The organism is Enterobacter sp. RIT418 (assembly GCF_003057745.1).
In the GTDB taxonomy this organism is placed as follows: domain Bacteria; phylum Pseudomonadota; class Gammaproteobacteria; order Enterobacterales; family Enterobacteriaceae; genus Enterobacter.
Window position 1 is genome coordinate 126,089 of record NZ_QBJD02000003.1, and the last position, 19,489, is coordinate 145,577.

General features: G+C 58.0%; 20 protein-coding genes. 13 read left to right on the forward strand and 7 right to left on the reverse strand.

Translation table 11 applies throughout. The features are described 5' to 3' along the window. Positions 1 to 9: 9 nt before the first annotated feature. Positions 10 to 1,233 (reverse strand): efflux MFS transporter YdeE, encoded by a 1,224-nt coding sequence (gene ydeE / locus DBY73_RS04430; protein ID WP_112009991.1) that lies wholly within the window; start codon positions 1,231 to 1,233, stop codon positions 10 to 12. Between the two features lie 192 nt (positions 1,234 to 1,425). Between ydeE and eamA the strand changes: the two genes are divergently transcribed. Beyond that, positions 1,426 to 2,325 (forward strand): O-acetylserine/cysteine exporter, encoded by a 900-nt coding sequence (gene eamA / locus DBY73_RS04435; RefSeq protein WP_112009992.1) that lies wholly within the window; start codon positions 1,426 to 1,428, stop codon positions 2,323 to 2,325. 32 nt (positions 2,326 to 2,357) lie between these two features. Here the strand turns inward: eamA and marB are convergent, their stop codons facing one another. The 3 genes from marB to marR are packed head-to-tail and all read right to left on the reverse strand — an operon-like array spanning position 2,358 to position 3,457. Further along, positions 2,358 to 2,576 (reverse strand): multiple antibiotic resistance protein MarB, encoded by a 219-nt coding sequence (marB, locus tag DBY73_RS04440; RefSeq protein WP_112009993.1) that lies wholly within the window; start codon positions 2,574 to 2,576, stop codon positions 2,358 to 2,360. 46 nt (positions 2,577 to 2,622) lie between these two features. Next, positions 2,623 to 3,003, reverse strand: coding sequence for an MDR efflux pump AcrAB transcriptional activator MarA (gene marA, locus DBY73_RS04445; protein WP_001303241.1), 381 nt, complete (start codon positions 3,001 to 3,003; stop codon positions 2,623 to 2,625). Between the two features lie 19 nt (positions 3,004 to 3,022). Beyond that, entirely contained in the window at positions 3,023 to 3,457 is a 435-nt protein-coding gene (gene marR / locus DBY73_RS04450; protein ID WP_112009995.1) for a multiple antibiotic resistance transcriptional regulator MarR, read from the reverse strand. A 255-nt stretch (positions 3,458 to 3,712) separates the two neighbouring features. Here marR and DBY73_RS04455 point away from each other — a divergent pair, with 255 nt between their 5' ends. Both DBY73_RS04455 and DBY73_RS04460 read left to right on the forward strand, forming a co-directional pair. Continuing rightward, complete coding sequence (locus tag DBY73_RS04455; protein WP_112009996.1) at positions 3,713 to 4,378, forward strand: MarC family NAAT transporter; 666 nt, start codon at positions 3,713 to 3,715, stop codon at positions 4,376 to 4,378. Positions 4,379 to 4,558: 180 nt separating this feature from the next. Then, positions 4,559 to 5,398, forward strand: a complete 840-nt coding sequence (locus DBY73_RS04460) for a lysozyme inhibitor LprI family protein (protein WP_112009997.1) — start codon at positions 4,559 to 4,561, stop codon at positions 5,396 to 5,398. Positions 5,399 to 5,455: 57 nt separating this feature from the next. Here the strand turns inward: DBY73_RS04460 and DBY73_RS04465 are convergent, their stop codons facing one another. After that, the gene (locus tag DBY73_RS04465; protein WP_112009998.1) at positions 5,456 to 6,652 is read right to left on the reverse strand and encodes a sugar transporter; all 1,197 of its coding nucleotides are present in this window, start codon (positions 6,650 to 6,652) and stop codon (positions 5,456 to 5,458) included. Between the two features lie 176 nt (positions 6,653 to 6,828). Here DBY73_RS04465 and DBY73_RS04470 point away from each other — a divergent pair, with 176 nt between their 5' ends. Next, entirely contained in the window at positions 6,829 to 7,626 is a 798-nt protein-coding gene (locus tag DBY73_RS04470; protein WP_112009999.1) for a PhzF family phenazine biosynthesis protein, read from the forward strand. Here the strand turns inward: DBY73_RS04470 and DBY73_RS04475 are convergent. Beyond that, complete coding sequence (locus DBY73_RS04475; protein ID WP_112010000.1) at positions 7,623 to 8,492, reverse strand: LysR family transcriptional regulator; 870 nt, start codon at positions 8,490 to 8,492, stop codon at positions 7,623 to 7,625. The genes DBY73_RS04470 and DBY73_RS04475 overlap by 4 nt on opposite strands. Positions 8,493 to 8,591: 99 nt before the next feature. On the opposite strand from DBY73_RS04475, the gene sad reads away from it, so the two are divergent. The 9 genes from sad (at position 8,592) to DBY73_RS04520 (ending at position 18,940) form a co-directional block, all read left to right on the forward strand. Beyond that, the gene (gene sad / locus DBY73_RS04480; protein WP_112010001.1) at positions 8,592 to 9,980 is read left to right on the forward strand and encodes a succinate-semialdehyde dehydrogenase; all 1,389 of its coding nucleotides are present in this window, start codon (positions 8,592 to 8,594) and stop codon (positions 9,978 to 9,980) included. Positions 9,981 to 10,103: 123 nt separating this feature from the next. Continuing rightward, complete coding sequence (locus DBY73_RS04485) at positions 10,104 to 11,693, forward strand: methyl-accepting chemotaxis protein (protein WP_112010002.1); 1,590 nt, start codon at positions 10,104 to 10,106, stop codon at positions 11,691 to 11,693. A 63-nt stretch (positions 11,694 to 11,756) separates the two neighbouring features. Next, on the forward strand, positions 11,757 to 12,683 hold the full coding sequence (gene glsB / locus DBY73_RS04490; RefSeq protein ID WP_112010003.1) for a glutaminase B: 927 nt from the start codon (positions 11,757 to 11,759) through the stop codon (positions 12,681 to 12,683). Then, positions 12,683 to 13,045 carry a DUF4186 domain-containing protein gene (locus DBY73_RS04495; RefSeq protein ID WP_112010004.1) on the forward strand — a complete coding sequence of 121 codons (363 nt, stop codon included), beginning with the start codon at positions 12,683 to 12,685 and terminating at the stop codon, positions 13,043 to 13,045. Before glsB ends, DBY73_RS04495 begins: the two co-directional genes overlap by 1 nt. 107 nt (positions 13,046 to 13,152) lie before the next feature. Then, entirely contained in the window at positions 13,153 to 14,601 is a 1,449-nt protein-coding gene (locus DBY73_RS04500; protein ID WP_112010005.1) for a GGDEF domain-containing protein, read from the forward strand. A gap of 72 nt (positions 14,602 to 14,673) precedes the next feature. Continuing rightward, the gene (locus DBY73_RS04505; protein WP_112010006.1) at positions 14,674 to 15,639 is read left to right on the forward strand and encodes a sensor domain-containing diguanylate cyclase; all 966 of its coding nucleotides are present in this window, start codon (positions 14,674 to 14,676) and stop codon (positions 15,637 to 15,639) included. A 92-nt stretch (positions 15,640 to 15,731) separates the two neighbouring features. Beyond that, entirely contained in the window at positions 15,732 to 16,247 is a 516-nt protein-coding gene (locus DBY73_RS04510) for a GNAT family N-acetyltransferase (RefSeq protein ID WP_112010007.1), read from the forward strand. A gap of 117 nt (positions 16,248 to 16,364) precedes the next feature. After that, complete coding sequence (locus DBY73_RS04515) at positions 16,365 to 17,813, forward strand: tagaturonate reductase (protein ID WP_112010008.1); 1,449 nt, start codon at positions 16,365 to 16,367, stop codon at positions 17,811 to 17,813. 212 nt (positions 17,814 to 18,025) lie between these two features. Continuing rightward, positions 18,026 to 18,940 carry a bestrophin family protein gene (locus tag DBY73_RS04520; RefSeq protein WP_112010009.1) on the forward strand — a complete coding sequence of 305 codons (915 nt, stop codon included), beginning with the start codon at positions 18,026 to 18,028 and terminating at the stop codon, positions 18,938 to 18,940. Here the strand turns inward: DBY73_RS04520 and DBY73_RS04525 are convergent. Further along, complete coding sequence (locus DBY73_RS04525) at positions 18,928 to 19,476, reverse strand: GNAT family N-acetyltransferase (protein WP_112010010.1); 549 nt, start codon at positions 19,474 to 19,476, stop codon at positions 18,928 to 18,930. The genes DBY73_RS04520 and DBY73_RS04525 overlap by 13 nt on opposite strands. Between the last annotated feature and the right edge of the window lie 13 nt (positions 19,477 to 19,489).

Below are 19,489 nucleotides of genomic sequence, written 5' to 3' on the forward strand. Positions count from 1 at the left end.
TTGCCCGGCCTACGATCGGGGATTTGTGGGCCGGGTAAGCGCAGCGCCACCCGCTTCGCTATACCCACGTACCACGCCCATTCCGCGCAAAATCATCAGCCATGCGGCGACAATAGCCGCCATCATAATGGCAAACAGCGACCAGTGCGGCAGATGGGTGAGGATAATCCCGGTGATCATCGGGTTAGCCGCTGCGCCCAGCCAGCCGAGCGCCTGCGCGGAAAAATAGCTCGCCTTCATGCCCGGCGGCGCAATGTTATCGATCAGCATGTATTCGCCAGGCGCATAGATAATCTCACCCAGCGTAAACACTGCCGCCGCGAGCCCCCAGAAGACTAAATTCTCGCCGGAGAACATAAACCCGCCCAGCCCGAGGATAAAACACAGGGTGGCGGCGGTCATTAACGGGCGAATAGTGGACGCGGAAATTTTCCTGCCGATGAAGTATTGCAGCGACACCACGACCGCCGCGTTGACCGGCAGCACGACCGCCACCACCTTTTGCGCGAAGTCGCTGTCGGCATTGGCCGCCAGAACGTACTGAGAGATGCAGCTGGCAAACGATCCGCCTACGTAAGAGGCGAGCAGGCCGGACAGGGTGAACCAAAACAGCGCGCGGTCTTTCAGCAGAATCGATGGTTGCCACGGCGCTTTCTCTTCCGGCGCGTCAAGCGCAACGCTTTTCTGCACCAGGAAATGGATAAAGCCCAGCGGAAGCGCGGCGCAGAACGCGGCCAGCCAGAACGGCAGCTGCAGGCTGTACATCACCAGCAGCGTGCCGAGCGGCGGCCCGACGGTCCAGCCGATGTTCAGGAAGCTGTAGTTCAGGGAAAACACGCGCGCCTTCTCGCTGGAGGTGAGCACGTCCGCGAACCACGCCTTCAGCACGGTGGAGAAGACGGAGTAGGCGCAGTTGATCAGGGAGAAAAACAGCACCACCAGCGTGACGTTATCCACCAGCGGGATCGCCACAAAGCCGACGATAAACGCCACAATGGAGGTCAGCATGTAGCGCTTTTTATCAAACTTATCGGCCAGAATGCCAAAGCCCAGGCTGAACGCCACGCCCACGGTCAGGGCGATCGTCAATGCATAACCGATGTTCTCAACGCTCATGCCGTAGACGCGCGTGAGATAGATGGTCATGAAGGGCAGCGTTGCCCCCCGGCCGATGGTTAACAGCAATGACGATGCCAGCAGCGCCGCGGTTGAGCGCCTGAGAGATGGTTTCATATTCCTGCCCGACAAATGCTTATCATTTTATTGTTGTGTTCTATCAGGAGTATCACGACATCAGGGGCTTGTATAGCGCCCAATTTTTCCATCCGTGCGCTGTTTTTACCGCCAAAATTAATGATCTTTTCCTGCCGCCTTTTTTTCGCTACTTTGAAGTGTTTACAAAAATTTAATAATCAGGGGCAGGATATGACGCGAAAAGACGGGCTGCTGGCGATGCTGGTGGTCGTGGTGTGGGGGCTAAATTTTGTGGTCATCAAGGTGGGGCTGCATAACATGCCGCCGCTGATGCTGGCCGGCCTGCGGTTCATGCTTGTTGCCTTTCCGGCGCTCTTTTTTGTCGCCCGTCCGAAGATCCCGTTTACGCTGCTGCTAGGCTACGGTTTGACCATCAGCTTCGGTCAGTTCGCATTTTTGTTCTGCGCTATCAAGTTCGGGATGCCCGCAGGGCTGGCCTCGCTGGTACTCCAGGCGCAGGCCTTCTTTACCATCATCCTCGGCGCGTTCGTCTTTGGCGAGCGCTTACAGGGTAAACAGCTGGCGGGGATCGCGCTGGCGATCTTTGGCGTACTGGTGCTGATAGAAGCGAGCCTGAACGGGCAGCACGTGGCGCTGCTCGGCTTTATGCTGACGCTGGCCGCCGGGCTGAGCTGGGCCTGCGGCAACATTTTCAACAAACTCATTATGCAGCACGACGCGCGCCCGGCGGTGATGTCGCTGGTGGTATGGAGCGCACTGATTCCGATCGTGCCGTTCCTGGCGGCCTCGCTGATTTTCGACGGCGCTGACGCGATGGCGAGCAGCCTGGTGAATATCGACCTCACGACCATTCTGTCGCTGATCTATCTGGCCTTCGTCGCCACCCTTGTCGGCTATGGAATTTGGGGTTCGCTGCTGGGGCGGTATGAAACCTGGCGCGTAGCGCCGCTTTCTCTGCTTGTGCCCGTCATAGGCATGGCGAGTGCCGCCGTACTGCTGGACGAAAAGCTAAGCGGGCTTCAGCTGGTTGGCGCGGCGCTGATTATGGCCGGACTCTATATCAACGTGTTTGGCCTGCGGGTGCGCAGGGCGGCGCGGGTGAAAGGGTAAAAAAAGCCCCGCAGCTGCGGGGCAAAAACGAATCAGAGGCCGTGCCGGTTGTAATAAGGCACGCCTAATTCGTCGGATTTATCGCTGCCTGTGCCCATGTGGTTAAAATCATACGGGGAGGCGCTCTGCGCCGTCGGCATCACCATCGCTTCGCGATTGTTTTGCTGAGTAGCAGCGGGTGTTTGCTCCGCAAACGTCTGGCCGGAGACCAGCACCAGCAAGGTGAGGGCGGCGGAGGCGGTGAATTTCATGATTTCCTCGGTTACGTCTTTACAGGCGATAATTAACGACAGTGTATTAACTACAATGCTTTAACGGATACAGATAGCGGGACTCGCCCGGCATGCTGGTAATGCGGTATTTATGAGGCGGCACGTCGAAGTAGTTCTTAAACGTACGCGTCAGGGTTTGCTGAGACTCAAAACCATAACGCTCCGCCAGATAAAGGATCGGCTCATTGCTTTCTTTCAGTTTTTGGGCAATTTCCGTCAGCTTGCGGCTGCGAATGTATTGTCCTAATGAATGACCGGTCTCTTTTTTGAACATCCGTTGCAGGTGCCATTTAGAGTAACCTGAACGCTCTGACACCTTTTCAAGGGAGAGCGGCGATTCCAGGTTATCTTCGATCCAGTCCAAAATGCTATGAATAGTGATAGCGTCAGTGTTGCGTCTGGACATCGTCATACCTCTTTTCTGTTTACGGCAGTATTTTCTTAAGCAAAAGCTCAAGCGTTGCCACTTCGTCTGCCGTTAAGTTTTTTGTTAGTTCCTGATGCAGTGTTTGTCCTACTAGTTGATGACATTGCTCGCACATGGCCGCGCCGTCGCCGGTGAGTTTCACCAGCACGCCGCGTTTGTCATTCGGGTTAGGGCTGCGTTCAATCCATCCTTTACAGACGAGACGATCCAGCATGCGGGTTAACGCACCCAGATCGACAGAGAGCACCTTTTTCAGCTCAACCGGCGTGATACACACTTCGCAGCGAATGGAACACAGCACTTTGAACTGTGTTGCGGTGATATCCAGCGGTGACAGATAGTCATTGAGCAGGCGATCTTTTTTCTGATTGACCATGTGAATAAGACGACCCAGCGGAATGATTTCGTTGAAGAGGTCACTGGTGTTGTTCACAATGGTTGCCCTGGCAAGTAGTTTAGTCACGGCAGATATTATTGCTCAGGCAAGTATAAGTCAACTGAATGAATTGGCCGATGCCACGAATTGCTAAAACGTTTCATGAACTTTTTTCGAACGCTTTTAAATCAGAAACATAAGTTGGAGTTATTCGTCTGTGCGAAAACAATCCTTACGTTGTGCGGATAGCTGTTCCATGCCGTTTAACCCTATAATTGCGGGGAGTCATATGGAAAAGGACAACGACGCAATATGTTGGATTTAATCAAAGCAATTAGTCTCGGGCTGGTGGTATTGCTGCCGTTGGCTAACCCGTTAACCACGGTCGCGCTCTTTCTGGGCCTCGCGGGGAACATGAACAGCGCCGAGCGCAATCGTCAGTCGATGATGGCCTCGGTCTACGTGTTTGCCATCATGATGGTGGCGTATTACGCCGGTCAGCTGGTGATGAACACTTTTGGCATCTCCATTCCCGGCCTGCGCATTGCCGGTGGGCTGATTGTCGCCTTTATCGGTTTCCGCATGCTGTTCCCGGCGCAGAAAGCCCACGAATCGCCGGAGGCGAAAAGCAAATCTGAAGAGCTGGAAGACGAGCCTTCTGCCAATATCGCCTTTGTGCCGCTGGCGATGCCAAGCACGGCGGGGCCGGGTACGATCGCGATGATCATCAGCTCGGCCTCAACCGTGCGGGACGGTTCAACGTTCCCGGACTGGGTCATCACCGTTGCGCCACCGCTGATCTTCGCGCTCATCGGGATTATCGTCTGGGCCTCTTTGCGCAGCTCCGGGGCGATTATGCGCTGGGTAGGAAAGGGCGGGATCGAGGCTATCTCGCGCCTGATGGGCTTCCTGCTGGTGTGTATGGGCGTGCAGTTTATTATTAACGGCGTGCTGGAAATTATTAAGACCTATCATTGATGGTTATACCGGGCGATGCTCATGCATGCCCGGTTCGTTTTTATATGTCCTGTGAATATAAATACATTCTGAATTTTAATTAACTGACTGTTATTGCGGGTGTTTTTATCTTTTCCGCACTTGTTCCCTATTAGTGAATAACGTAACGTACGCGGCGTCTACTATTATCAGGATACCGACATGAAAAAACGCTATTTACTCGCCTCTGGTGCTTTAATTTTTTCAATGAATTCCAGCGCTGGGCTATTTGATTCAACACCCGAATTCAAATGCGGCCGCGAGGATTCAATTTCAGCCACACAGGCTAAAATCAGAAACGATGCGATAAGCAAGCTGCAGGAAACCTATCTGTCAACGCCTGCTAAGTTTTACGGCAAGCCGCTTCAGTCTTATATAGACAAAGCCAATAAAATTGCCATCGTAATGGAAAATGTCACCACAAGCCCTTACGAAAAAGATAATAGCGTTCGCAACTGTAGCGCTAAAGTCTCGCTGACTCTGCCTCCAGAGCTGCAGTCGGTCATGATGAACTTCCCGGACAAGCTGGCCAGCATTAGCCCCGGCAAAGGGAAAGTGTTAAATGACCGCGTGCAGTGGGAAAACTATCGCTATTCATTATCTTTAGCCGATAATGGCAAAGATATATCTGTATCATATGAATATACCAGCACCGATTATGTTGCTGAGTCATTATTCAACATTACCCTTTTTGCATTAAACAAAGACGATCTGGAGAAGGCCAATCTGCAGGGAAAATTGAGTAGCGCAGCGTACGGTTATGCCGATAGCGATCGCAATTTAAATATGCTGTGGAAATCTCTGCCTGATTCAGTTCGTGCGTCAATGAAAAAAGAACAGAGCGTGTGGATCGGCGATAAAGCGCGTAAGTGCGGTAAAATAAGCGATGCCGCGTCTGAAACTGTTTCGCTGCAAACGCGAATTGATATTTACCAGTGTCAGACAAAAATGACGGAAGAGAGGGTGACCTACCTCGGTGGCGATACCGAAAGGGATTATTAATCGCGTCGGTGGTTTTGTAGGCCGGGTAAGGCGAAGCCGCCACCCGGCACAATAACGTCACCCCTGCTGACGCTGCTCCTCAAGCGCCACCGGCCATTTCCGGAAGATAATTACCGCCCAGACAAGCGCAACCGCCGCAGGAATCGCCCCCAGATAGCCAATCGCCGACATCGACAGGTGCAGGCTGATCTGATTTCCCACCAGCGCCCCCGCGCCGATCCCGAGATTAAATATCCCCGAGAAGAGCGCCATTGCGACGTCCGTCGCGTCCGGCGCCAGCGCCAGCACTTTTACCTGCATGCCCAGGCCAATAATCATGATCGCCACGCCCCAGAAGACGCTGAGGATCGCCAGATGGCTCTCGCTACCGGAGGCGGGCATCAGCAGCACAAGGCAGGCCAGCAGCAGGCCGATTGCCCCGCTGACGAGCGCGGAGGCATGCTGGTTGCCGAGCCTGCCAAAAATAACGCTGCCGATAATCCCCGCGCCCCCCAGAATGAGCAGCAGCACGGTGGCAAAGTTCGCGCTAAACCCGGCCACCGTCTGCACGAACGGTTCAATATAGCTGTACGCCGTATAGTGCGCCGTAACCACAATAACCGTGAGCAGGTAAAGGCTCATTAGCGCAGGGCGACGAACCAGCAGCGGCAGGCTTTTCAGCGAGCCGGAATGCTCGCTCGGCAGCTTAGGCAGCAGCTTAATCAGGCAAATGAGAGTGATCAGCGCCCCCATCCCGATGGCGAAAAACGTGGTGCGCCAGCCAAAATATTGCCCGACGATGCGGCCAATCGGCAGCCCCAGCACCATCGCCAGCGCCGTACCGGTTGCAATCAGGCTTAGCGCCTGGGCGCGCTTCCCGGGTGGGGCAAGGCGAATGGCAAGCGACGCCGTAATCGACCAGAACACGGCGTGCGCAAAGGCAATGCCCACGCGGCTTATCACCAGTACCGTGAAATTCCACGCCATAAACGACAGCACGTGGCTGGCGATAAACAGCACAAACAGCCCGATCAGCAGCCTGCGGCGCTCCATCTGGCTGGTCAGGAGCATAAACGGCAGCGACATCAGCGCCACTACCCAGGCATAGATGGTCAGCATAATGCCGACCTGCGCCGTCTCCATCTGGAAGCTTTGCGCAATGTCTGACAGCAGCCCGACCGGGACAAACTCGGTGGTATTAAAGATAAAGGCGGCAATGGCGAGCGTGACCACGCGTAGCCACGCGACCCTGCGGGAAACCGTGTTCATTGTCATAGGAGCATCTGGGGATTGGTTGATGAAAAGATGAGGGGACGATCTTAAAGCCTTACACGGCTAAAACTCAATCATTATGTGATGCAGATCTCAATATTTGCCCGTTCCCGGCGCTGGCGGCGCGCGGTGTTTTCCGTGAAGATAAAGAACGACACAATAAAAAAGGCGATATAAGCATGCAGGAAATTGATTTCTATCTGGTTGATGCCTTTAGCGACAGGGCATTTGGCGGCAACTCGGCGGCGGTTTGCCCGCTGGAAGAGTGGCTCCCGGACGACATGCTTCTGAAAATGGCGCAGCAGCATAACCAGTCTGAAACGGCTTTTTTCGTGCGCACCGACGGCGGCTTCGAGCTGCGCTGGTTCACCACGCTGCATGAGATAAACCTCTGCGGCCACGCCACGCTTGCGGCATCGCACGTGATCTTTGAATATCTTGACTACCCGCACACTGAAATCGTCTTCTCGACGCGCTTCGTCGGCGAGCTAACCGTCAGGCGCAGCGGCGACTGGCTAACGCTGAACTTCCCGGCGTGGGAGACGCAGGTCGCGGACAACCCGCCAGCGCTGCTGTTCCGCGCTTTGGGTATCGAAGGTGCAAGAGAGGTGCGCGTCGGCCGTGACTACATGGTGGTGCTGGAAAGCCAGCGGCAGGTAGAGGCCCTGACGCCGGATATTTCTGCCATGGTCCCGCTGGATAAAATGGTCTGCGTCACCGCGCCCGGCGAGGAGTATGATTTTGTCAGCCGCTTTTTCTGCCCGGGCGAGGGCGTGCCGGAAGATCCGGTGACGGGATCAACCCACAGCATGCTGATCCCGTACTGGAGCGCCAGGCTCGGCAAAACGCAGCTGAATGCCCGCCAGGTTTCAGCCCGCGGCGGGGATTTGCGCTGCGAGCTGAGGGGCGATCGGGTATTGATTGGCGGGCAGGCCACGCTGTACCTGAAGGGCAAAATCTATCTTCGCAACGCTTAAGGTGAGGGCTGCCGCTCGTTCAGCAGGGCGATAAACGCTTCCAGCTGGCGGGTCATGGCGCCGCGCCGCCACACCAGCCAGGTCGTCAGCCAGCGCCAGTTCTCCGCCAGCGGCCACGCCTCCACCTGATGATGCCCCGGCATGCTCTCCAGCATGGAGCGGGGCATTAGCGCAATCCCCGCGCCCGCAATCACGCAGGCCAGCATCCCGTGGTAAGACTCCATCTCATGAATGCGCCCCGGCGTGGCGCGATCGGCGTGAAACCAGCTTTCCAGATGGCGCCGGTAGGAGCAGTTGGCCCGAAAGGCGTAGACGTCGCTGCCGCTCACCTCCGCCGCCCGGGAAACTTTCGCGTGCCCGGCGGGCGTCACCAGCATCATCTCCTCCCGGTAGACGGGCATCCCGTCCAGCTCGGGATGCGACAGCGGCCCGTCAACAAAGGCTGCGCTCAGCGTCCCTTCCAGCACGCCGTCGATCATCGTGCCCGACGGCCCCGTGGAGAGCGCAAACTGAATGCGGGGGTAGCGCTGGTTAAACTGCGCCAGGCTTTCCGGAATACGCACGGCGGCGGTGCTTTCCAGCGCGCCTAGGGAAAACAGCCCCTGCGGCTCGTCTCCGGCCACGACCATACGCGCTTCGTCGACCAGCGCCAGGATCTGCTTGCTGTAGCGCAGAAAATTATGTCCGGCGGGAGACAGCCGCAGGCGCTGGTTTTCACGAATAAACAGCTCTACGCCGAGGTCTGCCTCAAGCTGGCGGATGCGGGTCGTCAGGTTGGACGGCACGCGATGCACCTTCTGCGCCGCCTGGGTGATGCTCCCGGTCTGCGCCACCGCGTTAAACATTTCAAGCTGGGTTAAGTCCATAGCATTCTCGATTCGTGAATAAGGTGGTTAGTATTATTCATTTTTAAGAAATAGCAGAGTAGGCCACACTTAATCAACTCTTACTGCGTGGAGACAATAATGACCTATTCATCTGCAACACATGCCCTCTCCGTTAACCCGGCGACGGGAGAAACCCTGGCCGCTTACCCGTGGGCTTCATCTGACGACGTCGAGCGCGCGATTGCGCGGGCCGATAGCGGTTTTCGCCAGTGGCGTACCGAGAGCGTTGCGCACCGCGCGCAGACGCTGCGCAACGTGGGCGCGGCGCTGCGCCATCGCGCCGAAGAGATGGCGCAGATGATGTCGCGCGAAATGGGCAAACCGATTTTGCAGGCGCGCGCCGAAGTCACGAAGTCCGCCAGCCTGTGCGACTGGTACGCCGAGCATGGCCCGGCGATGCTGCAGGCCGAGCCGACCCTGGTCGAAAACCAGAATGCGGTAATCGAGTACCGCCCGCTGGGGCCAATTCTGGCCGTTATGCCGTGGAACTTCCCGCTGTGGCAGGTGCTGCGCGGCGCGGTGCCTATTCTTTTGGCCGGTAACAGCTACCTGCTGAAACACGCCCCGAACGTGCTGGGCTCTGCCGAACTTATCGCGCAAATCTTCGCAGACGCGGGCGTTCCCGAGGGCGTGTTCGGCTGGGTGAACGCAACCAATGAGGGCGTCAGCCAGGCGATTAACGATCGCCGCATCGCGGCCATTACCGTAACCGGCAGCGTGCGCGCGGGGGCGGCGATTGGCGCGCAGGCGGGGGCGGCGCTGAAAAAATGCGTGCTGGAGCTGGGCGGGTCCGATCCGTTTATCGTCCTGAACGATGCCGATCTCGAACTGGCCGTGAAGGCGGCGGTGGCCGGTCGCTACCAGAACACCGGGCAGGTGTGCGCCGCGGCGAAGCGCTTTATCGTGGAGGAAGGCATCGCCGAGCGCTTTACACAGCGTTTTGTTGAGATGACCGCAGCACTGAAGATGGGCGCACCGGAGGTTGAAGAAAACTACCTGGGCCCGATGGCGCGTTTCGATCTGCGCGACGAGCTGCATCAGCAGGTTGAGGCTACGCTGGCTGAAGGGGCAACGCTATTACTGGGCGGTGAGAAAGTTGCCGGTAACGGTAACTACTACGCACCGACAGTACTGGGTAACGTCACGCCGGAGATGACCGCGTTCCGCCAGGAGCTGTTTGGCCCGGTGGCGGCGATAACCGTCGCCAAAGACGCGGCCCACGCGCTGGCGCTGGCAAACGACAGCGACTTCGGGCTGTCCGCGACCGTCTTTACCGCCAACGCGGATCTGGCGGATAAATTCTCCCGCGAGCTGGAGTGCGGCGGCGTGTTTATCAACGGCTACAGCGCCAGCGACGCCCGCGTGGCGTTTGGCGGCGTGAAGAAAAGCGGCTTCGGGCGCGAGCTTTCGCACTTCGGCCTGCACGAGTTCTGCAACGTGCAAACGGTGTGGAAAGACCGCGTATAAACGCATGCCGGGCGGGGCTTTCCTGCCCGGTACAGTCCCCGCCTGTCATGTAGCTGCAATGGTTCTGTCATTTTCGTTTCGTAGACTCGTTCGTGTCTAACATATTGTTACCGAAAGAAAATTATGAACCTAACGCAAATTTTTCGCCGTATTGCGCTGCGCATCGTTCCCCGTCGGTTTGGCCTTCTTGCCGGCATCTTTTGTATTATCGGGCTTTTCTCCGCGCTTCAGCTCTCTTCATCCTTCCTGCTGACCGCATCGCTGCGGGAGGCCCAGCGTAACGAACGTCATAATCAGCTCGCCTGGCAGCAGCAGGGCAAGCTGGGTCGGGCGCGGGTTTCGCTGCTGGCGGCAAGCGACCTGCTCAACCGCTCCGGCGTCTATTTTATGCAGGATAAAGAGACCGGCTCGGAGGGAAGCTGGCACAGCCTGATGGACGACGCGCAGACAGCGCTGGCGGATTCTCACCGGGCGTGGGAAGCGTGGCTGGCGCTCAATCCACCGCGCGACGAGGCGCTGGTGAGCAGCTATCAGCTGTTCTACGGCGCTATTCAGGAGCAGGCGGCAGGGCTGGTGGAATCAAATTCCATCGACGCGTTCTTTGCCGTACCGGCGCAGGCATTTCAGACCGACTTCAACGATAACTACGCCCGCTACCAGCAGGCCAGCGAGAAGCGGGCGATACAGGGGCGGCAGTCCCTGACGGAGGGGCTTTCCAGCCTGCAAACCCTGTTCCTGTTTGCTCCGCTGGCGCTGCTGGCGATCGCCATTGCCGTGTGGTTTGGCATGGCGAAGTGGGTCATTACGCCGCTGCGCCGCCTGATCGCGCATATCAACCAGCTTGCCGCGGGCGACCTGTCCGGAACGCCGCCGGGCGTGGTGCGCTTTAACCGCGAAATTGACCGGCTCCACGGCAGTATCTCCACCATGCAGAACGGGCTACAGCAGCTGGTGACGCAGGTGAGCGACGCTTCGGCGTCTATGGTGGAAAACATAGGCGCGCTGGCGCAGGGCAACGAGAAGCTTTACCAGCAGTCGGCGCGCCAGGCAAAAGCGCTTAGCGACGTGACGGCGCATATTGCCGCGCTGGAAACCCACGTTGAAGGCAATACCGGATACGCGAAGCTCGCCAGCGCGCGGGCGGATGAGGCGCGCCAGGCCGCTGCGGGCGGCGACGCGATGATGTCCACCGTGAATGCGTCGATGCAGACGATCGTTGCCCGATCGTCAGAAATGCGCGGGATCGTGGCGATAATCGACAGCGTGGCGTTTCAGACCAACATTCTGGCCCTGAATGCCGCGATTGAAGCGGCCCATGCGGGAAACCAGGGGCGCGGCTTTGCGGTGGTGGCAAAAGAGGTAGGCCTGCTGGCGAGAAAGAGCAGCCACTCCACGCAAACTATTCAGGAGCTGATTAACCACTCCCTGCAGGGCATCGAAGACGGCTCGAGGGCGGTGAGCCGCATGGAGGACAATCTGCAGCAGGTCACCGGGCTGGTGGCGAACCTTAGTGGTTTGCTCAATGAGATCTCCGCCGCGACGCAGAGCCAGGGGGAGAGCATTCATCAAATGACGCACCGGCTTCACTCCCTGAATCAGGTCTCGCACCAGACGGACGCGCTGGTGTCAGAGGCGTCCGCGGCCTCATCGCGCCTGCACCAGAAGTCGGATCTTTTGCTGCATGCCGTTTCGCGTTTTCGCCTGCCCGCCTGACGTAACGCGGCGGCGTCTGTTATACTCGCAGCCCGTTTTTAGCCTGAGGGCAAGGAGCAAAGTGTGGCTGCGGTCATTCATAATGAGATGCTGGATGAAATTCTGGCGCAGGTGCGCCCGTTACTGGGGCAGGGCAAGGTAGCGGACTATATTCCCGCGCTGGCTTCCGTCAGCGGGGAAAAGCTCGGTATTGCCATTTGCACCGTTGACGGCCAGCGCTTTCAGGCGGGCGACGCGAGCGAGCGTTTTTCCATTCAGTCGATCTCGAAGGTGCTGAGCCTGGTCGCGGCGATGCGTCAGTATGATGAAAACGAAATCTGGCAGCGCGTGGGCAAAGACCCCTCCGGCCAGCCGTTTAACTCGCTTCTTCAGCTCGAAATCGAGCAGGGCAAGCCGCGCAACCCGTTCATTAACGCCGGGGCGCTGGTGGTGTGCGATATGCTGCAAAGCCGCCTCAGCGCGCCGCGCCAGCGGATGCTGGAAATCGTGCGCCAGCTCTCCGGCGTGCAGGACATTGCCTACGATCCGGTGGTGGCTCGCTCCGAGTTCGAGCACTCCGCCCGCAACGCGGCCATCGCCTGGCTGATGAAGTCCTTTGGTAATTTTCACAACGACGTGGCGACCGTGCTGCAAAACTATTTCCACTACTGCGCGCTGAAGATGAGCTGCGTGGAGCTGGCGCAGACCTTTCTGTTTCTGGCACACCAGGGCCATGCGCCTCATCTGTCGCAGGAAGTGGTCTCCTCAATGCAGGCGCGCCAGATCAACGCCCTGATGGCGACCAGCGGCATGTATCAGAATGCCGGAGAGTTCGCGTGGCGCGTTGGGCTGCCGGCAAAATCCGGCGTCGGCGGCGGGGTGGTGGCAATCGTTCCGCACGAGATGGCCATCGCCGTCTGGAGCCCGGAGCTGGACGAAACGGGTAACTCGCTGGCGGGCGTCGCCGCGCTGGAACGCCTCACCCAGCGGCTGGGGCGTTCGGTGTACTGATGTCTGAGCTTGATCCTCTTTTTGCGCGCCTGGCGCGTTCGACGTTCCGCTCGCGCTTTAAGCTTGGCGTAAAAGAGCGGCAGTACTGCTGGGATAAAGGGGCGGAAACCATTGACCAGCACGCGGCTGACTTCGTGGCGAAGCGCCTTGCCCCCGCGCATCCCGCCAATGACGGCAGGCAAACCCCCATGCGCGGCCACCCGGTCTTTATCGCCCAGCACGCCACCGCAACCTGCTGTCGCGGCTGTCTGGCGAAGTGGCACAATATTGCGCAGGGCGAAGCGCTGACCGCGCGGCAGCAGCGATACGTCGTGAGCGTCATTCACCGCTGGCTTGTATTGCAGATGAACGCCCAGAATTGACGGCTGAACAAAGGTGTCAAAGATGTGCTATAGATGCATATAACCTTTCAATAACCCTGCTGGCGACCGAAATAATTGCCATAAGTGATTATGTGGACTGATATTTAATGGGGCCTGCTATCTCATCGTTTACGTTTTTTCGACCAGAGAGCGCACTGCGTAACGCGGTGGGCATTTTCATCCTGACCACGCTGTTTTATTTCATCGGGGCGGAGCTGCGTCTGGTTGAGGCGCTGTCGCTGTTTTGGCCGCTGAACGGCGTGATGGCGGGGATCTTTGCCCGCTATGCCTACCTCAATCGCCTGCATTATTACGCGGTGTCGTATGTCGCCATGCTGCTCTACGATGCCTTCACCACCAGCTGGGGAATGGCCTCTCTGGTCATCAACCTGTCTAATATGGTCTTTATCGTGACGGTAGCCCTGCTGGTGCTGCGCGACAAACGCCTGCGAAAAACGACGCCCGATCCGATTAACGCCCTGAGGCTGTTTAATTACTGCCTGGTTGCCGCGCTGCTCTGCGCGCTGCTGGGGGCCGTCGGATCCGTCGGCATCGACAGCCATACCTTCTGGCCGCTGTTTGCCGACTGGTTTAGCGAGCAGTTTTCAACGGGCGTGCTGATCGTTCCCTGCATTCTGGCAATGAAAATGCCCGCGCAGCGCATGCGCGTGCGGCCAGAACAGCTTTTACCGGTGCTGGCGCTGACGATGTCGGTCATCGCGTCGGTGGTGATTGGCGGAGCAGGGGCGCTAGCCTTTCCGCTGCCCGCGCTGATCTGGTGTGCGGTGCGCTATTCGCTCCCGACCACCTGCCTTATCACCTTCGTGACCGGCGCGACCGAAGTGGTGCTGGTCGCTAACTCGGTGATCAACATTGCCGTCGAGGCGCCGCTTTCAACGCCGCTGATGTTCTCTGCGCGCCTTGGCATTGCGACCATGGCGATTTGCCCGGTGATGGTCTCCGTGAGCGTGGCGGCGATTAACTCGCTGATCCATCAGGTTTCGCTGCGCGCGGACTATGATTTCCTGACCCACGTCTACTCGCGATCCGGCCTGTATGAAGCGCTTAAGCACGAAGAGGCTCACCGTCATTCGCGTTTTCTGACGGTGATGCTGCTGGATATCGACTATTTCAAAAGCATTAACGATAACTATGGACACGAGTGCGGCGACCGCGTGCTGACGACCTTTGCCCACAAGGTGCAGCAGGTTGTCGGCGAGGACGGCATGGTGGCGCGAATGGGCGGAGAAGAGTTTGCCGTTGTGGTAAACGCGGGTGACGAGCAGCACGGCTTTGCGCTGGCGGAGCGTATTCGCCAGGCAATCGCTCACCATCCCTTTACGTGGCGCCAGCAAACCATCTTTTTAACCGTTAGCATCGGGCTGGGAAGCGGCAAAGCAGAATCATGGCAGCTGACGGAGGTTTTCAACAGGCTGATGGCCGAGGCGGATGATTTTCTCTATCGCTCGAAAAAAGCCGGGCGAAACCGCACCAGCGCGCGGCTGTTGCATGAAACCGGGGTGGTCAATGCCGACAGAGGCACGGAGCGGGTATAAACCCTCGTTCCCCGCATGACAAAGCCTCTTCGTAAGCTACGCTTTGATATAAGCCCGGCACAAGGAGACGTCATGAAATCACCGGAAATTCCCGCTAATGAAAAAGAGCGTTTAGATGCGCTGCGTGAGTCAGGGCTGCTTGAGCCCGGCGCGTCCCCCGCGTTCGATCGCCTCACGCGGCTGGCTAAACGAGTCTTCCAGGTCCCTCTGGCGATGGTCAATCTGATAGATGAACATACCCTGATTGTTAAATCTGCCGACGGCAATGCTCCAGAAACGGTGCCGCGCAATATCTCATTCTGCGGCCACACGATCCTCAGCGAGGTGCCGCTGGTGGTCGGCGACATGCTTCGGGACGATCGTTTTGCCGATAATCCGCTGGTGGCCGGTGAGCCGGGCGTGCGTTTTTACGCCGGGTTTCCGCTGCGCCTGCGCGACGGGGCCAGCGTCGGGTCGCTGTGCCTGATTGATTACCAGCCACGGGAGTTTAGCGCCGCGGATCTCGCGGTGCTAAGCGATCTAGGCGCGCTGGCGGAGGACGAGTTTGCCGCCGTCAGCGCGGCGACAACCGACGATTTAACCGGGCTTTTTAACCGACGCGGGTTTAATCAGTTTGTCCAGTTTACCCTCTCGTCGGCCCGCCGTCGGGCGGAGCCGCTCACGCTCGGCTGGATCGACCTGGACCACTTCAAATCGATCAACGATCTTTACGGTCACGAAGAGGGCGACAAAGCGCTAAAGGCGATGGCCTCATTGATGCGCGCCTCCTTCCGCGAGGCCGATCTGCTGGTGCGCTTCGGCGGAGATGAGTTTGCGGTTCTGTTTGCGGACACGGACGAGCAGGGCGGCTGGATAGCGATGCACTATCTCTCCGGGCAGGTCGAAAGCTACAACGCGCGTCGGCTGCACCCGTGGGCGCTGGCCTTCTCGTGGGGCGTGAGCGAGTTTGATCATCAGGGCAACGACGTGCAGCAGTGGCTGAAATGCGCCGACGAGAAAATGTATGCCATGAAGCAGCAGCGCCGCCTGGAAAGGTGACATTGCAAAATCCTATGATAAAGGCCGTTGCGTTAAGGAAATGTTAAAAACAAAGTAGAGTGCGACATAGCCTTGAAAAAACGGACCTCTTAATGCATATCACATCCCTTACCCGGGACGGTATTTTGTCCCACATTGATGCGCTCTCCGCTGTTCTCGACAATTGCGTGCGCGGCGGCGCATCCGTTAGCTTTATGCTGCCCTTTACCCCCGAGAAGGCGCGCGCGTTCTGGCTCGGCGTGGCCGAGAGCGTCGGACGCGGTGAGCGCACCGTGCTGGCCTGCTTTGATGAGCAAAACGCGCTCATCGGTACGGTGCAGTTAATTACCGACCAGCCCGAAAACCAGCCGCACCGGGCGGACGTAGCAAAGCTGCTGGTGCATGACAAGGCGCGCCGTCAGGGGGCCGCGATGGCGCTGATGGAGGCGCTTGAGGCGCAGGCCCGCGAGCAGGGAAAAAGCGTGCTGATGCTGGATACCGCAACCGGCAGCGGCGCGGAAACCTTCTACCAGCGCGCGGGCTGGCAAAAAGCGGGAGAAATTCCGCGCTATGCCCTCATGCCGGACGGTGAAATGACCGCAACCTCGCTCTTCTATAAGTTTTTGTGAGTGTTTTACACAATGACGCGATGAATTGATCAAAACAGGGTTCCTGGTCGAAATGTTTTGATAAGTTATTACACCAATCACATAAGGCTGTATGACTAATCAATCAAGGAACCCATTGTGAACACACTCAACCGTCGTGATTTCCCCGGTGCTCTCTACCCTGAACGTATCATTCAGTTTGGCGAAGGCAACTTCCTTCGCGCCTTTATCGACTGGCAAATCGACCTCTTAAATGAACATACCGATCTCAACGCGGGCGTTGTGGTTGTGCGCCCCATCGACAGCGACTTCCCGCCGTCGCTCAGTACCCAGGACGGGCTGTACACTACGATTATTCGCGGCCTGAATGAGAAAGGCGAAGCGGTAAGCGAATCTCGTCTGATCCGCTCCGTAAACCGCGAAATTAGCGTCTATAGCCACTACGATGAATTTCTCAGGCTCGCCCACAATCCCGATATCCGCTTTGTTTTTTCCAACACCACGGAAGCGGGCATTAGCTATCACGCGGGCGATCGTTTTGAAGACGCGCCTGCCGTCAGCTATCCGGCGAAGCTTACGCGCCTGCTGTTCGAGCGCTTCAGCCATTTCGACGGGGCGAAAGACAAAGGCTGGATTATCATTCCGTGCGAGCTGATTGATTACAACGGCGAGGCGCTGCGCGAGCTGGTGATGCAGTACGCGCGTGAGTGGGCGCTGCCGGCTGCATTTTCGCAGTGGCTGGAGGAGGCAAACTGCTTCTGCTCCACGCTCGTCGACCGCATTGTGACGGGCTATCCGCGGGACGAGGTGGCCGAACTGGAAGCCTCGCTCGGCTACCACGACGCGTTTCTCGACACCGCGGAACACTTTTACCTGTTTGTGATTCAGGGACCCGCGTCGCTTGCGCAGGAGCTGCGGCTAACGGAGTTTCCGCTCAACGTGCTGATTGTCGATGACATCAAGCCGTATAAAGAGCGCAAGGTGGCCATTCTGAACGGGGCGCATACGGCGCTGGTGCCGGTGGCGTATCAGGCGGGGCTGGACACGGTAGGGGACGCCATGAACGATGCCCAGATCTGTTCTTTCGTTGAGCGGGCTATCTACGAGGAGATTATTCCCGTGCTGGATCTGCCGCGCGACGAGCTGGAGTCCTTCGCCCGCGCGGTCACCGGACGTTTTCGTAACCCGTATATCAAGCACCAGCTGCTGTCGATTGCGCTCAACGGCATGACAAAATACCGCACGCGCATACTGCCGCAGCTGCTGAAAGGGGCGAAGCGCGGCAAATTACCGGCCCGGCTGACCTTTGCGCTGGCGGCGCTGATGGCCTTCTACCGCGCGGAGCGTAACGGCGAGCGCTATCCGGTGCAGGACGATGCCCACTGGCTTGAGCGTTATCAGCAATTGTGGGCGCAGCATCATGACGGACAAATCAGCACCCGCGCGCTGGTGCTGGCGGTGCTGAGCGTAGAGGAACACTGGGGGGAAGATCTCACCCAACTGAACGGACTGGTTGACCAGGTGACGCGCGATCTCGATGCCATTCTGCTTCGGGGAATGCGTGAGGCGGTAAAACCGCTCTGCTAATCAGGACAGGGGACGGTCAGCACATGACGTCCCCTTTTAAAACGGATGTGCTTAGTTACAACATACTAAATACCCTTTTTTTTAAAAATCACCTCAGCATCGTGCGGTTTTCGCCTCGCAGTAGTTAAATGGCAAACTTCCGTTAACAAGCTTGCAACCGTGATGGCGATCACGTTTAATAGTCGCGCTCTTTATCTTTCCTGAAGCTGACTATGATTGTTCGTCCCCAACAGCACTGGCTACAACTGATTTTCGTCTGGCACGGCTCGGTCCTGCCGAAGATTTACACCCGACTGCTGCTCAACTTCCTGCTTTCCATTGCCGTGATCGCGATGCTGCCGTGGTATACCTCGCTTGGCATCAAATTCACCGTCGCCCCGTTCAGCATTCTCGGTGTGGCCATCGCTATCTTCCTCGGCTTTCGCAACAACGCCTGCTATTCGCGCTACGTTGAGGCACGCCTGCTGTGGGGGCAGCTGATGATAGCGGCTCGGTCGCTGTTTCGCGAGGTAAAAAACACGCTGCCGGACGATCCGCACCTCGGCGAATTTGTCCGGATGCAAATCGCGTTCGCACACTGCCTGCGGATGACGCTTCGCCGCCAGCCTCAGTCGGAACGGCTGTCAGGGTATCTCTCCGAGGAAAATCTCAGCAGGGCGATGGCGGCAAGTTCTCCGGCAAACCGCATTCTGCTGATGATGGGCGAGTGGCTGGCCGTGCGGCGGCGGGAAGGGCAGCTTTCGGATATCCTTTTCCACAGCCTCAATAACCGCCTGAACGATATGTCCGTGGTCCTCGCCGGGTGCGAACGCATTGCCAACACGCCGGTGCCGTTTGCCTATACGCTGATCCTCCACCGCACGGTTTACCTGTTCTGCATCATGCTGCCGTTCGCGCTGGTCGTGGACCTGCACTACATGACGCCGTTCGTCTCCGCGCTGATCTCCTACACCTTTATCTCGCTGGACACGCTGGCGGAAGAGCTGGAAGATCCGTTCGGCACGGAAGACAACGATTTGCCCCTGGACGCCATCTGCAACGCGATGGAGCGGGACCTGCTGCAGATGAACGATGAAGAGACTATTCCCGAGCGCATCGTGCCGGACAAGCATTATCAGCTGACGTAGCGGGCGTTCCACTCGTCGCGGGTAATTTCCCACAGCTCGGAGTCCAACAGCCCGCTGACGTACGGTTTCTTTTCCGTGCGGATCAGACGCATGCCGCTGCTGGCAGAGATGCGCTGGGAGCGGGCGTTGGCCGCCGCCTTCGGCGCGCGCAGCACCGGCTTGTTCAGGGTGTTAAACCAGAAGTCGGTCGCCGCGATGCTCGCTTCGCGCATGTAGCCTTGGCCCTGAAACGCCGGAGCCAGCCAAAATCCGCGGTTGTTATCCTCGACGTCGTACAGGCAGATGATGCCCATCAGCTCGTCGGGTGCGTCCTTGCGGCGAATGCTCCAGAACCAGGCGATGCCTTTTTCCATGTCCGGCAGCGCAACGTTATTGACGTAGCTTTCCGCGCCATCGTCCGGGTAGGGCCACGGCACGGATGACACCATGTAGCGCACAATTTCCCAGTGCGGATAGCGCTGCTGGATCTGCGGCGCGTCGTCCGCCGTCAGCGGCTTGAGCACCAGGCGCGCGGTGGTCAGCGTGGGTATCGTCATCTGCAATTCTCCA

Coding starts and splice junctions, on each gene's coding strand:
- ydeE (WP_112009991.1), bottom strand. CDS start 1,233: ATGAAACCATCTCTCAGGCGCTCAACCGCGGCGCTGCTGGCATCGTCA.
- eamA (WP_112009992.1), top strand. CDS start 1,426: ATGACGCGAAAAGACGGGCTGCTGGCGATGCTGGTGGTCGTGGTGTGG.
- marB (WP_112009993.1), bottom strand. CDS start 2,576: ATGAAATTCACCGCCTCCGCCGCCCTCACCTTGCTGGTGCTGGTCTCC.
- marA (WP_001303241.1), bottom strand. CDS start 3,003: ATGTCCAGACGCAACACTGACGCTATCACTATTCATAGCATTTTGGAC.
- DBY73_RS04455 (WP_112009996.1), top strand. CDS start 3,713: ATGTTGGATTTAATCAAAGCAATTAGTCTCGGGCTGGTGGTATTGCTG.
- DBY73_RS04460 (WP_112009997.1), top strand. CDS start 4,559: ATGAAAAAACGCTATTTACTCGCCTCTGGTGCTTTAATTTTTTCAATG.
- DBY73_RS04465 (WP_112009998.1), bottom strand. CDS start 6,652: ATGACAATGAACACGGTTTCCCGCAGGGTCGCGTGGCTACGCGTGGTC.
- DBY73_RS04470 (WP_112009999.1), top strand. CDS start 6,829: ATGCAGGAAATTGATTTCTATCTGGTTGATGCCTTTAGCGACAGGGCA.
- DBY73_RS04475 (WP_112010000.1), bottom strand. CDS start 8,492: ATGGACTTAACCCAGCTTGAAATGTTTAACGCGGTGGCGCAGACCGGG.
- sad (WP_112010001.1), top strand. CDS start 8,592: ATGACCTATTCATCTGCAACACATGCCCTCTCCGTTAACCCGGCGACG.
- DBY73_RS04485 (WP_112010002.1), top strand. CDS start 10,104: ATGAACCTAACGCAAATTTTTCGCCGTATTGCGCTGCGCATCGTTCCC.
- DBY73_RS04495 (WP_112010004.1), top strand. CDS start 12,683: ATGTCTGAGCTTGATCCTCTTTTTGCGCGCCTGGCGCGTTCGACGTTC.
- DBY73_RS04500 (WP_112010005.1), top strand. CDS start 13,153: ATGGGGCCTGCTATCTCATCGTTTACGTTTTTTCGACCAGAGAGCGCA.
- DBY73_RS04505 (WP_112010006.1), top strand. CDS start 14,674: ATGAAATCACCGGAAATTCCCGCTAATGAAAAAGAGCGTTTAGATGCG.
- DBY73_RS04510 (WP_112010007.1), top strand. CDS start 15,732: ATGCATATCACATCCCTTACCCGGGACGGTATTTTGTCCCACATTGAT.
- DBY73_RS04520 (WP_112010009.1), top strand. CDS start 18,026: ATGATTGTTCGTCCCCAACAGCACTGGCTACAACTGATTTTCGTCTGG.
- DBY73_RS04525 (WP_112010010.1), bottom strand. CDS start 19,476: ATGACGATACCCACGCTGACCACCGCGCGCCTGGTGCTCAAGCCGCTG.